At 65.8% G+C, this 15,628-nt stretch carries 6 protein-coding genes; 4 read left to right on the forward strand and 2 right to left on the reverse strand.

The annotated features are described in order from the left end of the window. Positions 1-95 precede the first annotated feature (95 nt). From H7A76_RS25495 to H7A76_RS25505, 3 genes are all read left to right on the forward strand, one after another. A complete protein-coding gene (locus H7A76_RS25495) occupies positions 96-872 on the forward strand; it encodes an AraC family transcriptional regulator (RefSeq protein ID WP_053138064.1) in 777 nt (258 codons plus the stop codon). Positions 873-1,099: 227 nt separating this feature from the next. Beyond that, positions 1,100-1,273 carry a DUF1427 family protein gene (locus H7A76_RS25500; protein WP_083457005.1) on the forward strand — a complete coding sequence of 58 codons (174 nt, stop codon included), beginning with the start codon at positions 1,100-1,102 and terminating at the stop codon, positions 1,271-1,273. A 39-nt stretch (positions 1,274-1,312) separates the two neighbouring features. After that, positions 1,313-2,269, forward strand: a complete 957-nt coding sequence (locus H7A76_RS25505) for a zinc-binding alcohol dehydrogenase family protein (RefSeq protein ID WP_185701067.1) — start codon at positions 1,313-1,315, stop codon at positions 2,267-2,269. Positions 2,270-2,458: 189 nt separating this feature from the next. On the opposite strand, the gene H7A76_RS25510 is transcribed toward H7A76_RS25505, so the two are convergent. Both H7A76_RS25510 and H7A76_RS25515 read right to left on the reverse strand, forming a co-directional pair. Next, positions 2,459-3,439 (reverse strand): purine-nucleoside phosphorylase, encoded by a 981-nt coding sequence (locus H7A76_RS25510; protein WP_409302692.1) that lies wholly within the window; start codon positions 3,437-3,439, stop codon positions 2,459-2,461. A 114-nt stretch (positions 3,440-3,553) separates the two neighbouring features. Further along, complete coding sequence (locus H7A76_RS25515; protein WP_185701069.1) at positions 3,554-4,510, reverse strand: nucleoside-specific channel-forming protein Tsx; 957 nt, start codon at positions 4,508-4,510, stop codon at positions 3,554-3,556. 472 nt (positions 4,511-4,982) lie between these two features. Here H7A76_RS25515 and H7A76_RS25520 point away from each other — a divergent pair, with 472 nt between their 5' ends. Continuing rightward, a complete protein-coding gene (locus tag H7A76_RS25520) occupies positions 4,983-15,515 on the forward strand; it encodes an autotransporter-associated beta strand repeat-containing protein (RefSeq protein WP_409519208.1) in 10,533 nt (3,510 codons plus the stop codon). Positions 15,516-15,628 lie beyond the last annotated feature (113 nt).

Here is a 15,628-nt window from a genome sequence, read left to right on the forward strand (position 1 = left end):
CTCAAGCGCCACGGCATCGATTTGGCTAGTGCTGGCTGGTGGCTGCTTCGACGGCTGGTTACCATGGTCGCCCGCCGTCCCGCCGCGACCTTGCCATGGCCCTAGCCGCTCCTCCCGACCTCACCGACACCGCGATTCCCGTGCAGCCGCTGGCCCGTACCTACCCGCGCGGGTTGTTCGTCGAACCCCACGAGCACGACTGGGGCCAACTGCTGTATGCCATGAGCGGGGTGATGTGGGTCGAGACTCCCCACGAGGCCCTGGTGGTGCCGCCGCAGCGGGCGGTGTGGCTGCCACCGGGCGTGGTCCATGGCATTCGGGTGGTCAGCGACCTGCAGATGCGCAATATCTACTTGCGTCCCTCCCTGGCGGCGACCCTGGATACCAGGGTCCAGGTGCTGCAAGTGGATACCCTGCTGCGGGAGTTGATCGTGCGCCTGGTGGAACTCGAACCACCCCAGCCGGACTACTACGAGGCCCTGGTGGGCCTGGCACTGCTGGAGCTGCAACGGGCGCGGCGCTCGGAGTTGAAGATCGTCTTGCCCGATGCCGCCGACCGGCGCCTGTGCAGCCTGTGCCAGGCGGTGATGGCGGCGCCGTCCCTGGAGATTTCCTTCGAGCAGCATGCCGAGGCCGTCGGGGCCAGCGTGCGTACCCTGGCGCGCTTGTTCAAGGAGCGCCTGGGCCTGGGGTTCGCCGAGTGGCGGCGCCAGGTGCAACTGGCCACCGCGGCGGCGGAGCTGATCCAGGGCGTGCCGGTGAGCCGGATCGCCCGCGAGCTGGGTTATTCCCCCAGCAGTTTCAGCGACATGTTCCGCCGCGAGCTGGGTGTCGCCCCCTCGCAGTATGTCGCTGGCCAGCCCTCGGCCTGACCAGCGCCGATGCTTTGGCCGATAGCCTGAAGTACTTGGCCGATGCCACTGCCTCCTTGTCTCTAGAATCCACTCCATGCCTGTAGCCGCTGCCGAGCCTCTCAGGTTGCGTTCAGGGACGCAGGACCGTGGCCCTGCGGGCCATGCGCAGCCTGCGGCGGCGGCTACATGAAGCGACGCGGTGGTTGCAGCCGAGCCCATGCACCACGGCCTTTCTGGAGCGAACCATGAATTACCTGATGTCCCTGGCGGCCGGCCTGCTGGTCGGGTTGCTCTACGGTGCCCTGCAGGTGCGTTCCCCGGCACCGCCGGCCATCGCCCTGGTGGGGCTGCTGGGCATGCTCGGTGGCGAGCAGTTGTGGCCCCTGGGGCGCCAGCTGTTCAGCCAGTGGCTGTCCTGATCGCTGATATCGACCGTTTCTCGACCCATGGAGTCTTTGATGAAAGCACTGCAATTTTCCGCCACCGGCGACCTCGCTTCCCTGCAACTGGTGGAGGTTCCGACTCCGGTCCCCGGGCCCGGCCAGGTATTGGTGCGGATCAAGGCGGCGGGCCTGAATCCCAGCGATGTGAAGAATGTCCTCGGGCGTTTTCCCTACACCACGCTGCCACGGATTCCCGGGCGGGATTTCGCCGGGGTGGTGGAGCAGGGGCCGGACGAGTTGATCGGCCAGGAGGTCTGGGGCACCGGCAGGGACCTGGGCTTTTTCGCCGATGGCAGCCACGCCCAGTACGTGGTGTTGTCGGCCAGCGGCGTGGCGCTCAAGCCCCGGCACCTGAGCTTTGCCCAGGCCGCCAGCCTCGGCGTGCCCTATACCACTGCCTGGGATGCCCTGGAGCGTAGTGGCGTGGTCGCCGGTACGCGGCTGCTGGTGATCGGTGGCGGCGCCGTGGCCACTGCGGCCCTGGCCCTGGCCAAGGTTCGTGGCGCCCAGGTGCTGGCGGCGGCGCGCCGGCCGGAGCAGGTGCAGGCGTTGCAGGCCCTGGGCTATCCGGCGCTGCAACTGGCGCAGCCGGAGAATCTTGCGACCCAGGTGGGCGAGCATCATGCCGGTGGCGCCGAGGTGATCTTCGACACCACTGGCTTCTGGCTGCCGGCGGCGGTGCCGGCCCTGGCCACGTTCGGCCGGATCGCCATCATCGCCGCGCCGGTGGATGGCCATGTGCAACTGCCGGCTCTGGCCCTGTATCGCAAGGGTGGTTCGGTGGTGGGGATCAATTCGTTGCTGTATGGCGTCGAAGAATGCGCGGCGATGCTGGAGCAGTTCGGTCGCTATTTCGACGAAGGCTTGCTGCCGCTGCCCGAGGGTTTGCTGGAGTCGCCGCTGGAGCAAGGGCTGGAGCGCTATGCCGAGGTCAACCAGGGCGGCGGCGACAAGGTGATCCTGATTCCTTGAGGCGGGCAGGGCCGGGGGGGCGTTGAAGGCCCTGCGGGCCTTGGCGCAGCTTCGCGGGCTCAGCAGCGGCTACAGGGTCTGCTTGTGCAGCCGCTGCCGCAGGCTGCGCACGGCCCGCAGGGTCGCGAGGTCGGCGCCGCTTCGCAGGTTCAGCTGTGGCCACGGTTATGGGGAGCGCCGATCACGGGGTCATTGCGGGACGCCGTGCTCCCAGGCCGACCAGTTCTTGAGGATGTCCTGCACCAGTGGGTTGCCGGCTCGGTAGAGGTTCTCCAGGGCCGGTACGAAGCCGCCCTGGTCGGCGTACTTGAGCAGGTTGTCCACTTCGCTGGCACCGGGTGCCGGGCGGTCGAAGTCCGAGCCGGCGCGCAGCACCGCCAGGCGCTGGACATCCACCCGGCCTTCGCGGCTGGCCCGCAGCAGCGCCTCGTAGGTGGAGTTGTCTTCCTGCTGGGTGGTGCAGTAAACGCCTTTGTTGTCGGTGAGCAAGCGGGTCCAGACTTCGGCTCGCTCGCTCAGGCGCGTGCCGGAGAACCAGGTGTTGCCGGCCAGGGTGTCGCAGCGGGTGACCACCGGCGGTTGGTTGGCCGGAGCCTGGGGATACTTCAGGCGCCAGGCCGCCGATTCCTTGCTTTCGCTCAAGGTCACCTTCTGGCTCAGGGCGAAGGCCTTGGCCTGGAGTTTCGGGTTGAGTTCGAACACTTCGGTCTTGTAGTCCAGGGGCGGTTTTTCATTGGGCCCCTTGGTGTTGATGCCCAGGTAGCCGGTCGGCCATTCCTTGGGCGCATCCCGCGAGTCGAGCTCCCACTGGGTGCCGAACTCCACCAGGTAATGGGCCCAGGCCGCGGTGCCGATGGTGCCCTGGTGCGGGTTGATGCCGGCGATCCCGGCGATGAGGAAGTAGCTCTTGCGCAGATCGAACTGCGGCGACAGCGCCAGGGCCAGGGTCGAGGCCGCAGCGTTGGTCTGGCCCATGCCGGTGGTCAGCAGGCACACCTGCCGGTCGTTGCTGCAACTGATGTCCGGATATTCTCCGGCCAACCCCGGGACACGCACCTTGTGCTTGAGTTCCAGGCGCTCGATCCAGTTCTGTGCCTCCGGAGCGAACATGCTGATCAGCACCACCTTGGGCTTGATCGGCGCTTCATTGGCCCAAGCCCCCGCAGCCATCACCGTACTCAGCCCTACTATCCACGAAAGCTTTTGAACCCCACGCATAACACCATCTCCTTGATTGCCGTTGTCTGGCGTTTTTTCCGCGGCTTAAAGCCAGCAGCTTGGTTGTTAAAACTGATAGCCGATCCCGGCGTAGTAACCCCAGCCGTCGGAACGGGCGCGAAACTCACCGTCACCGAAATTCAACACGCTGCCGTCCTCCCAATTGCCACCGTTGTGGAAATAGCGCCCCACTAACATGAAGCGCAAGTGGGTGAAGGAATACAGCAGTACGTTGGTGGCCACGGTGGCGTTGGCCGTGCGGGCCGGGTTGTCCTTGTGCAGGTCGGAGCCGAAGTCGAAGTTGGTGAAGCCGATGTAGGTCAGCGAGGCGCCGTTGCTGAATTTGTCGATGGGCACGATGTACTTGAGCTGGGCGCGGTAGCCATCCCAGGAGTATTCATTGCTGGCGCCATAGTTTTCCCACTGGTAGCGACCGTAGAAGTTGGCGGACAGGTTGACCCGTGAATGGGTGTCGATATCGGTGCCCAGGCCGCTGTACAGGGTGTTGGCCCGGTTGGCGGTGCGGCTGCCGTGGTCATAGATCCAGTCGAAGGCTACATACCACTCCTTGATCGGGCCGATGGCCAGGCTGCGGCCGGCCAGGTAGTCGATGGAGATGCGCGGCTCGTGCTCCATGAACAGTGGCGAGCCATGGTCCCAGGCGCCCTTGTCGTGGCTGTTGCCGATATCGAGGATCTTCGGCAGGTCGATGTAGCCATAGAGCTCGAATGGCCCCTTGCGCCCGAAGTACTCGTATTCCAGGTAGACGTCGTCCACCGGGCGTGGGCCGAAGCTGATGTCCTTGCTGCCGATCAGCATCAGGTCCTGGTTGTACCAGTCGGAGAGGTAGGCGCCGGGCTTGGCCGGTTGCACGTCCTTGCCGAGGCCTTCGCTCTGGGCCGATTCGTCCGGGGTGGCCGGTTGGGCCAGCAGGACAGGGCTGAGTAATCCGGTAACGATGCCCAGTAGCAGGGAAACGCTGCGTGGGTACGAAGGAGCGATACGCCTGGAGGTGACGAGCATTGAAAATCCTTGTTCGTGCGGGAGTAAGGGCCGGTCCAGCTAATTTTCGGCAAACAGCTGGCAAACCCGGTACGCAAACGTTTGCATGTGTCGTACCAACTCATCTTTTCGCTGCTGGGTCGATGCAATCTGCCTCTTGGGAAGCTAAGGCTGGATGAGCGCTCCATAAGGGTGAAATTCAGTGGCCCGTGCGGTGTTGTAAAAATTTTAGAACACTACGGATGGCCGAAAATAAGCGCTTTTTCCCGGATTTTTAATGAGATTAATCGTTGCGCCTTACCAAGGTATTAATGCTATTTGATGGTGCGCCAGGGTTGGGAAAGCTTTACAGCGTCGTCTAGGTTTCTGCCAGGGAAATTTAACCATCGGTCAGGTTTTGGCGTGTTGATGCGTGTAATAGAGGGATCTGAAGTTTCCGGGTAGTACGCGTTCCTACGTAGTGAAAAGCCTGCTCTCAAGGAAGGAGCTGCATGTGAACGCTCGCGCCAAGGATGTGCTGGTCAGTCTTTCGCCTTTGCCTCTAGCCATCCGCCTGGGCCTGGCCGGCCTACTCTGGGGGCTGGCCAGCCCGGCCGCCATGGCCGCGTGCTCTCCGGCCAACCCCAGCGCTGGCAGTATCGTCACCTGCACTGGCAATGCCACGGCGATCCTCACCAACGCTTTCGCCACCTCGGCCGACGACCTGACGGTCAACGTCAACAGTGGCGCGACCTTCAACTCGCTGCTCGGCGGCACGGCGATGAGCCTCACCGGCCATAACGTCACCCTGAACAACAGTGGCACTATCGACCCGGCCCTGCTGGGGCTGGTGACCCTGCTCAGCAATGGCGCGGTCATTGGCAATGGCAGTGCCGCGACCGTCAACATCAACAACGCCGCCAGCGGTACCCTCAACGGCACCTCCGGCATCCTCGGCCTGAACCTGGGCACGCTCAACGGCATGGCGCTGAACATCAACAATGGCGCGGGCGGCAGCACCACCATCGTCAACAACGGCAGCATCGGTTCCTCGGCATTGCTGGGCCTGACCCTGCTCTCCGCCGATGCGCCGGTGGTGGCGGTACAGGGGGGCTCGCAGGTCAACATGACCAACAACGGCACCCTGGTGGGCCGGGTGGCGTTCCAATCCTCGACGGCTGGCAACAACTTCACCAACACCGGGCAGATCACCGGCGGCGTGTCCCTGGGCGCTGGCAGTATCAACAGCTTCACCGCGGTGACCGGCTCCTCGGTCAGCAGCGGCGGCGGGATCGGCATCGCCCTGGGCGGCCTGCTGGGGGTCGACCTGACATTTGCTCCTACGGGGCAGATCGACGGTGGCGCTGGCGGTTCCAACACCCTGCTGTTGCAAAACACCCTGGGCGTGGGGGGCGGCACCACCGGCAGCGGTACGGTTTCCAGTGCCAACTACGTCAACTTCAACAACCTGGTCCTCAACAGCGGCACCTGGACCTTGCAGGGGCCGGTGGTCAGCGGCAACACCACGCTCAATGGCGGGGTGGCCTTGTACAACAACAGCGCCACCTTCGGCAGCGGCCTGCTGACCTCCAATGGCGGTGTGCTGCAAGCCAGCAGCGCCGGCCTGACCCTGAACAACCTGATCAGCCTGGGCGCTGGCGGCCTGACCCTGCAAGGCAGCAACGACACCACCCTGGCCGGGGTGATTTCCGGCGGCGGTGGGCTGGTCAAGTCCGGCGCCGGGCAACTGACCCTCAATGGCGCCAACACCTACAGCGGCAGTACCACCCTCAATGCCGGTACGGTGCAGTTGGGCAACAACCAGGCCTTCGGCACCTCCACCGTGACCCTGGGCGGCGCGGCCACCTTGAGCGCTCCGGGCACCGTCAACCTGGGCAACAGCCTGGTGCTCAACAACGCCCTGAGTACCAGTGGCGTCGGCGCGCTGACCTTGTCCGGCATCCTCAGCGGCAGCGCCGCACTGAACAAGGGCGGCACCGGCAGCCTGACCCTGAGCGGCAACAACACCGGCTTCAGCGGCACCACCAACCTCAATGCCGGCAGCCTGATCCTGGGCAACAACAATGCCTTGGGCAGTGGCCTGCTCAGTACGGCCGGCGGCACCACCCTGGATGCCAACACCGCCATCAACCTGGGCAACGCCCTGGCCCTGGCCGGCAACCTGACGGTGGGTGGCAGCAATGCCCTGACCCTGGGTGGCCTGGTCAGCGGTGTCGGTGGCCTGATCAAGAACGGCAGCGCCGACCTGGTCCTCAATTCGGCCAATGCCTACCTGGGCAACACGGCCCTGAATGCCGGGCGCTTGATCGTCGGCAATGCCGGCGCCCTGAGCACCGGCACCCTCAACGCGGCGGCCGGTACGACGCTGGATGCCAACACCGCCTTGAGCCTGGGCAACAACGTCAACCTGGCCGGCGCCCTGACCATTGGCGGCAACCAGAACCTGGGCCTGTCCGGGCAGATCAACGGTGCCGGCGGGTTGGTCAAGAATGGCGGGGCCAGCCTGACCCTGTCCGGCAACAACGGCTACCTGGGCAATACCAACCTCAACAGCGGTTCGCTGATCCTGGGCAGCAACCTGGCCCTGGGCCTGGGCGTGCTCAATACCGCCGCCGGCACTACCCTGGACAGCAGCACCGCGGTGTCCCTGGGCAATACCCTGAACCTGTCCGGCAACCTCAACCTGGCCGGCAGCAATGCGCTGACCCTCGGCGGGCTGGTCACCGGCACCGGTGGCCTGACCAAGAACGGCACGGCGGGGCTGACCCTCAACGGCAGCAACACCTACCAGGGCGGAACCTTGCTCAACGGCGGCACCCTGACCCTGGGCAACAGCGGCGCCCTGGGCAGCGGCGCCTTGACCGTGGGCGGCGCGGCGAACCTCGCCGGCAGCACCAGCCTGGACCTGCTCAATGACATAGTGCTCAACGCCGACTTGACCCTGGACGGGCTCAATCCGCTGATCCTGGATGGCGACGTCAGCGGCGCCTATGGCCTGGTCAAGAACGGTGGCGCCAACCTCACCCTCAATGGCAACAACAGCTACCAGGGCGGCACCTTGCTCAATGCCGGAAGCCTGACCCTGGGTAGCGCCACGGCCCTGGGCAGCGGTGCGCTGACCGTGGGCGGCGCCAGTTCGCTGAATGCCGGCAGTGCCCTGAGCGTGGGCAATGCCATCAACCTCAACGCCAACCTGACGGTGGGCGGTAGCAATGCCCTGACCCTGGGCGGGACCATCGGCGGCAGCGCCGGGCTGATCAAGGGCGGCACTTCCAGCCTGACCCTCAGCGGTACCAACACCTACCAGGGCAATACCGCCCTCAACGGCGGCACGCTGATCCTGGGGGCCAACGGCGCCCTGGGCAATGGCACGCTGAATGCCGCCAACGGCACCAGCCTGGACGCCAGTACCGCGGTCAGCATCGGCAATGGGCTGAACCTGGGCGGCAACCTGACGATCGCCGGCAGCAATGCCCTGACCTTGGGTGGCGTGATCGGAGGGATCGGCGGCCTGATCAAGAATGGCAGCGCCGACCTGATCCTCAATGGCGCCAACGCCTACCTGGGCAACACCACCCTCAACGCCGGCCGGTTGATCGTCGGTAACGCCAATGCCCTGGGTGGTGGTGCGTTGAATGCGGCCGCGGGCACTACCCTGGACAGCAACACGGCGGTGAGCCTGGGTAACCAGGTGAACCTCGGCGGCGGGGTCACTATCGGTGGCGGCGCCGACCTGACCCTGGCCGGGGTGGTCGGCGGGATCGGCAGCTTGATCAAGAACGGCAACGCCAACGTGACCCTGAGCGGCGTCAACACCTACCAGGGCGGCACCACGCTCAACGCCGGGACCCTGACCCTGGGCAACAACAGCGCCCTGGGCAACGGAGTGTTGACCGTGGGGGGCGCGGCAAACCTGGACAGCGCACCAGGTATCAGCCTGAACAACAACCTGACCCTCAATGCCAACCTGACCCTGCCCGGTAGCAACGACCTGACCCTGGGCGGGGTCATCGGTGGTACGGGGCAACTGATCAAGAACGGCGCCAGCAACCTGACGCTCAACGGCATCAACACCTACCAGGGCGGCACCACGCTCAACGCCGGGACCCTGACCCTGGGCAATAGCGGGGCCCTGGGCAGCGGCGCCCTGACCGTTGGCGGCGCTGCGACCCTGGACAACAGCACGCCAATGGCCCTGGGCAACAACCTGACCCTCAATGCCGACCTGACCCTGGCCGGCAACAACAACCTGATCCTGACGGGGGTGATCGGTGGCAGTTCCGGCCTGATCAAGGACGGCCTGGCGGACCTGTCCCTGAGTGGCAACAACACCTTCAGCGGGCCCTTGACCCTGCTGGCCGGCAGTGTGACCACGCTTTCCAGCGGTGCCCTGGGCAACAGTTCCGGGGCCAACATCAGCGCGGGCGCCAGCCTCAACCTGGGCGCCAATGCCAGCCTTGGCGGGTTGACCGGCAGCGGCTCGGTGCAACTCAGCCCCGGTGTGGCACTGAGTGTCGGTGGGGGTAACGCCAGCTCGGTGTTCAACGGCGATCTTGGTGGCAGCGGGCAGCTGACCAAGGTCGGCAGCGGCACCCTGACCCTGGGCGGCATCAATGGCCTGACCGGCAATAGCCTGGTCAGCGGCGGCACCTTGAAGGTCGACGGCTCCCTGGCCAGCGGCACGGTCAACGTCGCCAGCGGCGGCACCCTGACCGGCTCCGGTTCGTTGCTGGGCGCCCTGGATGTGGCGTCCGGTGGCCACCTGGCGCTGAACTCGGGCAGTACCTTGTCGGTGGGCTCGCTGGTGCTCAACAGCGGCGCCAACCTGGACGCCAACCTGGGTGCGCCGTCCACCACTTCGCTACTCAACGTCGGCGGCAACCTGACCCTGGGCGGCCAGCTCAACGTCAGCGACGCCGGCGGTTTCGGCGTGGGCGTGTATCGCCTGATCAACTACACCGGCAGCCTGGTGGACCAGGGTCTGAACGTGGCCAGCGTGCCGTTGGGCTTCAATCTCGGCGACCTGGTGGTGCAGACCAGCGTCGGCAACCAGGTCAACCTGCTGGTGTCGGGGGGGACCAACATCCGCTTCTGGGACGGCAGCCAGACGGTGCCCAATGGCGTGGTCGATGGTGGCAGCGGTACCTGGGACTCGCTGAACAGCAACTGGACCTCGGTCAATGGCACCCTCAACCAGACCTGGGGTAACGGTTTTGCGGTCTTCCAGGGCACGGCGGGTACGGTCACCGTGGCCGGGGCGCAGAGCTTCAGCGGCATGCAGTTCGTCACCGACGGCTACAACCTGGTGGGGGCCCCCGGTGGTTCGCTGACGGCCGTCAATGGCAGCGGCGGCAGTACCTCGATCCGCGTCGACCCGAACGCCACCGCTACCCTCGGCGTGGCGATCAACGGCAGCGGCACCCTGGCCAAGCTCGACAGCGGCACCCTGGTGCTCAATGGCACCAACAGCTACAGCGGCGGCACTTCGCTGCAGGGCGGCACCCTGGTGGTGGGCAACGACAGCGCCCTGGGCACAGGCGCCTTGAGCACCGCCAATGGCACCACCCTGGACAGCAACACCGCGGTGACCCTGGGCAATGCCGTGACCCTGGCCGGTGCACTGAATATCGCTGGCTCCAACGCCCTGACCCTGGACGGGGCGATCAGCGGCAGCGGCAGCCTGGTCAAGAACGGCAGCGCCAGCTTGACCCTGGGCGGCAACAATACCTACCTGGGGCCTACCGCATTGAACGCGGGCGGCCTGATCCTGGCCAGCAATACTGCCCTGGGCGGCGGTGCGCTGAACGCCGCAGCGGGCACCAGCCTGGACGCCAGCACGGCGGTCAGCCTCACCAATGTGCTCAACCTGGCCGGCAACCTGGGCATCGGCGGTACCGCCAACCTGACGCTGGGTGGCGCGGTCAACGGTGCAGGCGGCCTGACCAAGAATGGTGCAGCCAACCTGACCTTGAACGCCAGCAACGGCTTCACCGGCGGCACCTTGCTCAACGCCGGCACCCTGACCCTGGGCAACAACGGCGCCCTGGGCACCGGAGGCCTGACCGTGGGCGGCGCCGCGACCCTGGACGCCAGCAGCGCTCTGAGCCTGGCCAATGCCCTGACCCTCAATGCCAACCTGACCCTGGCCGGCAGTAACGACCTGACCCTGGGTGGAGTCATCGGTGGTGCCGGCCAGTTGATCAAGAATGGCGCAGGCAACCTGGTCCTGGGCGGTGTCAACAACTACCAGGGCGGTACCTTGCTCAACGCCGGCACCCTGACCCTGACCCTGGCCCAGGCCGCGGCCCTGGGCAGCGGCGCGCTGACCGTGGGCGGCACCGCGACCCTGGCCAATAGTGCGCCGCTGGTGCTGAACAACGATTTGAACGTCAATGCCGGGCTGACCCTGGCCGGGGCCAACGACCTGACCCTGGGTGGCGTGATCGCTGGCAGCGGGACCTTGAGCAAGAACGGCGCGGCCAACCTGACCCTGAGTGGCAACAACACTTTCAGCGGCCTGTTCGACGTGTCGTCCGGCAACCTGATCACCCAGGGCAGCGGGGCCCTGGGCAACAACGCCAGGGTCAACCTCGGGGCTGGAACCAACCTTGACCTGGGCGCTTCCGCCAGCCTTGGTGGCCTCAGTGGCAGCGGTGCGGTGACCATCGGCAGCGGCAACACCCTGACCCTGGGCGGTAACAACCTGGGCAGTACCTTCGCCGGCGGCCTGAACGGTGCCGGGCAGCTGGTCAAGACCGGTAGCGGCGTTCTCAATCTCAGCGGCACCAGCAGCCTGAGCGGCAATACCCAGGTCAACGCCGGCACGCTGAACCTCAGCGGCTCCCTGGCCAGCAGCACGGTCACGGTCAACAGTGGCGCGACCCTGACCGGCAATGGCAGCCTGGGCGGTGCTCTCAGCGTGGCCGATGGCGGGCACCTGGCGCTGAGTTCCGGCAACAGCCTGTCGGTGGGCTCGCTGGTAATGGGCGCCAACTCCAACCTGGACGTGGGCCTGGGCACGCCAGCCAGCGGTGGCGGCAATGCCCTGGTCAACGTCGGCGGCAACCTGACCCTGGACGGTACCCTCAACGTCAGCGATATCGGTGGTTTCGGCACCGGCGTCTATCGCTTGATCAACTACACCGGGGCGCTGACCGACAACGGCCTGAATTTCGGCAGCTTGCCTGGCAGTGTGGTCCCGGGCGATCTGCAGCTGCAAACCGCCGTGGGCAACCAGGTCAACCTGCTGGTGAGCGCCCCCAACACCACCGTGCTGTTCTGGGATGGTTCGCAAACCACGGGCAACGGCGTGATCGACGGCGGTTCGGGCACTTGGGGCAGTGGTATCAGCAACTGGACGTCGGTCGATGGCAGCTCGAACCAGGCCTGGGCCGGCAGCTTCGCGGTGTTCCAGGGCAGCGCTGGCAACGTGACCGTGAACGGCACGCAGAACCTCACCGGCATGCAGTTCGTCACCGACGGCTACAACCTGGTCGGCGGCGTGGGTGGGGCACTGAACCTGGTCAATGGCGGTACCGGCAATACCGCGATCCGAGTCGATCCGAACGCCACCGCCACCCTCGGCGTGACGCTCACTGGCGGCGGTACCCTGGCCAAGCTCGACAGCGGCACCCTGGTACTCAATGGCAACAACAGCTACAGCGGCGGTACCTCGCTGCAGGGCGGCACCCTGGTGGTGGGGAACGACAACGCCCTGGGCAGCGGTGCCCTGAGCACCGCCAATGGCACCACCCTGGACAGCAATACCGCGGTGTCCCTGGGTAATGGGCTGAACCTGGCTGGCGCATTGAACATCGGCGGCTCCAATGCCCTGACCCTGGGCGGCCTGGTCGGTGGCAGCGGTGGGCTGGTAAAGAGCGGCAGCGCCAGCCTGACCTTGAACGGCGTCAATACCTACCAGGGCGGCACCTTGCTCAAGGCTGGGCAATTGATCCTGGGCAACAACAGCGCCTTGGGCACCGGGGCCTTGACGGTGGGCGGCAATGCCCAGCTCGACAGTCCGGTGGCCTTGCAACTGGCCAACGCCATTACCCTTGGCGCGCAGTTGAACCTGGCCAACCAGCAGGCCCTGACCCTCAGCGGCGCGATCAGTGGCAATGGCTCGCTGGTGAAAAATGGCAGCGGTGATCTGCTGCTCAACGGCGCCAACACCTACAGCGGCGGCACCACGCTCAATGCGGGCACCACCCGCGGCGACGCCAGCAGCTTGCAGGGCTCGATCCTCAACAACGCCGCGCTGACATTCCAGCAGAACGCCAATGGCACCTATGCCGGCAACCTCAGCGGCAACGGCACCCTGGTCAAGCAAGGCAGCGGCACGCTGTTGCTGACCGGCAACAACAGCTTCACCGGTACCACCCAGGTGCAGGGCGGCTCGTTGCTGGTGGATGGCAGCCTGGCCAGCGGCAATGTGCAAGTGGCCAATGGCGCCAGTATCGGTGGCAGCGGCCAGCTCAGCGGTACCGTACAACTGGGCGATGGCGCCAGCCTCAAGGCGGGCGGCAGTGCCACGCCCTTGTCCGTGGGCGGCCTGGCGCTGTCTTCCGGCACCAGCCTGGACTTCAGCCTGGGCCAGGCCACCAGTTCCACCACGGTGGTCAACGTGGCTGGCGACCTGACCCTGGACGGCACCTTGAACATCACCGATGCCGGAAACTTCGGCGTAGGCGTCTACCAACTGTTCCGCTACGGCGGCACCTTGACCAACAACGGCCTGAACTACGGCACGCTGCCTGGTAGCGTGCTGCCGGGTTCCTTGAGCCTGCAGACTGCCTTGGCCAACCAGGTCAACCTGCTGGTACAGGGGGCGCCAGGCCAGGTGCAGTTCTGGAACGGCAGCCAGACCACGGCCAACGGCAGCATCACTGGTGGTAGCGGTACCTGGGGCGGTTCGACCAACTGGACCGATCCGACCGGTACCCAGACCCAGGGCGCGGGCAACCAGTTCGTGATTTTCGGCGGGCAGGGCGGCACCGTGACCGTCGCGGGAAACCAGAGCTTCACCGGCATGCAGGTGCTCGACAGCGGTTACAACTTCGTCGCCGGCAGCAATGGCAGCCTGAGCCCTACCAATGGCAGCGATGGCAGCCTGGCCAAGGTACGGATCAATGGTGGAGTGGTGACCCAGATCGACGCGCCGCTGGTGGGCAGCGGCGGTATCGAGAAAACCGATGCCGGGGTGTTGCTGCTCACCGGTGCCAATACCTACAGCGGCGGCACGACCGTCAGCGGCGGCACTCTGGCCGGTAATACCCGCAGCTTGCAAGGGCGGATGCTGGTCAATGCCCGGATGTTGTTCGCGCAGAACAGCAATGGCGTGTTCAACGGCCTGCTCAGTGGTACCGGTACGGTGGTCAAGCAGGGCGCTGGTTTGCTGCAGATCAATGGCAACCAGCCCTTCAGCGGCACCCTGGCGGTGGAGCAGGGCACTGTACAGATCGGCGACGACCCGGCTTCCCTGGCTGGGCAAGTGGTGGTCAGCAATGGTGCGACCCTGGCTGGCAACGGCAGCGTCGGGGGGCTGGTCAACAATGGCCTGGTGAGTTCCGGCGGGCCGATCGGCAAGCTGGCGGTCACCGGCAACTTCAGCAACGGCAGCACCGGGACCCTGCAACTGACACCGACCTCGGCCACGAGCCCGGCGTTGCAAGTGGGCGGCACCGCCAACCTGGCGGGCAACCTGCAGGTCACTGGCCTGAACTATGGTGGCGCCAACGCCAGCTACGCACTGATCAACGCCGGTGGCGGTATCACCGGTACCTTCAGCGGCAGCAACTTGCCGCAACTGGTGTTCTTCGACACCTCGCTGGTGTACGGCGCCAACCAGGTGAACCTGAACGTCAATCGCAACCAGACCCGCTTCGTCGACGTCGCCCAGACCCCTAACCAGCGTGCGGTGGCCGCGGCTCTGGGGGCCTACTCGGGGGATGACGACGATCCGGCCGACCAGTTGAACGACCAGATCCTCGGCCTGGACCGCGCCGGGGCGGTGGATGCGTTCAACCGTCTGTCCGGGGAGATCCATGCCAGCACTGTCAGCGCCTTGCTGGAGGACTCGCGGTATGTGCGCGATGCCCTCAATGACCGGATGCGCCAGCCTGGCTGCTCCAGCTCCCAGGACGACCCGCGGCAGGTCCTGGCCAGTCGCGAGAACCGTCTGAGCAGCACTGGCTGCCAGGGCGAGATGGTCGGCTGGATGCGGGTACTCGGCACCTGGGGTGACATGGCTGGCAACAGCAATACCGCCAAGCTGGACCGCAACCTGTCGGGCTTCATGCTCGGCAGCGACCGCCAGCTGGACGATACCTGGCGTGCCGGGGTCGCTGCCGGTTATACCCGCAGCGACCTGTCGGCCCATCGGCTGCAATCCGATGCCAAGGTCGACAGCACGCACCTGGGGGCCTACCTCAATTCCCAGTTCGATGCCGTGGCCGTGCGCCTGGGAGCGGCTTACAGCTGGCACCGGATCGAGACCAAGCGCGATGTCAATGTCGGCACCTACAGCGATCGGCTCAAGGCGCACTACAACGCCCGCAGCGCCCAGGTCTTCGGTGAGGTGGGGTATGCGATGGACGCTGCAGGCATGGCCCTGGAGCCATTCGTCGGGCTGTCCTATGTCAACTACGACAGCAACACCGGCAAGGAAAAGGGCGGTGCGGCGGCGCTCAAGGCCAAGGCCAGCCAGGACGTGACCTTCTCCACCGTCGGTATACGGGCCGGCAAGCGCCTCACCTTGGGCAATGGGCACCAGCTCACGCCACGGGTGGGCCTGGGCTGGCGCCATGCCTATGGCGACACCAAGCCGGATGCCGACCTGAGCTTCATCGACGGCGGCACCTCCTTCACCACCCAGGGCGTGCCGATCGCCAAGGACAGTGCGCTGCTGGAGGCTGGCCTGGACTACCAGATCACCCCGGCCGGCAAGCTGGGCATCGGTTACTCGGGGCAGGTATCCGACAAAACCAAGGACCATGCCATGACCCTCAACTTCACCCTCGACTTCTGACTGTCTTGGGTGTTCGGCAGCCGCCCTATGGGCGGCTTTGCCATGTCCGGTGGTCGCGCGAGGTTGCCGGTCGTCGGGCCGCGTTGCCTGACCGGCATCCTTAGGTGGCGTCC

Source organism: Pseudomonas sp. MSSRFD41, assembly GCF_014230245.1.
Taxonomy (GTDB): domain Bacteria; phylum Pseudomonadota; class Gammaproteobacteria; order Pseudomonadales; family Pseudomonadaceae; genus Aquipseudomonas; species Aquipseudomonas piscis.

Excerpts from the sequence above, each read along its gene's own strand:
- H7A76_RS25495 (WP_053138064.1), top strand. The coding sequence starts at position 96 with ATGGCCCTAGCCGCTCCTCCCGACCTCACCGACACCGCGATTCCCGTG.
- H7A76_RS25500 (WP_083457005.1), top strand. The coding sequence starts at position 1,100 with ATGAATTACCTGATGTCCCTGGCGGCCGGCCTGCTGGTCGGGTTGCTC.
- H7A76_RS25505 (WP_185701067.1), top strand. The coding sequence starts at position 1,313 with ATGAAAGCACTGCAATTTTCCGCCACCGGCGACCTCGCTTCCCTGCAA.
- H7A76_RS25510 (WP_409302692.1), bottom strand. The coding sequence starts at position 3,439 with ATGGCTGCGGGGGCTTGGGCCAATGAAGCGCCGATCAAGCCCAAGGTG.
- H7A76_RS25515 (WP_185701069.1), bottom strand. The coding sequence starts at position 4,510 with ATGCTCGTCACCTCCAGGCGTATCGCTCCTTCGTACCCACGCAGCGTT.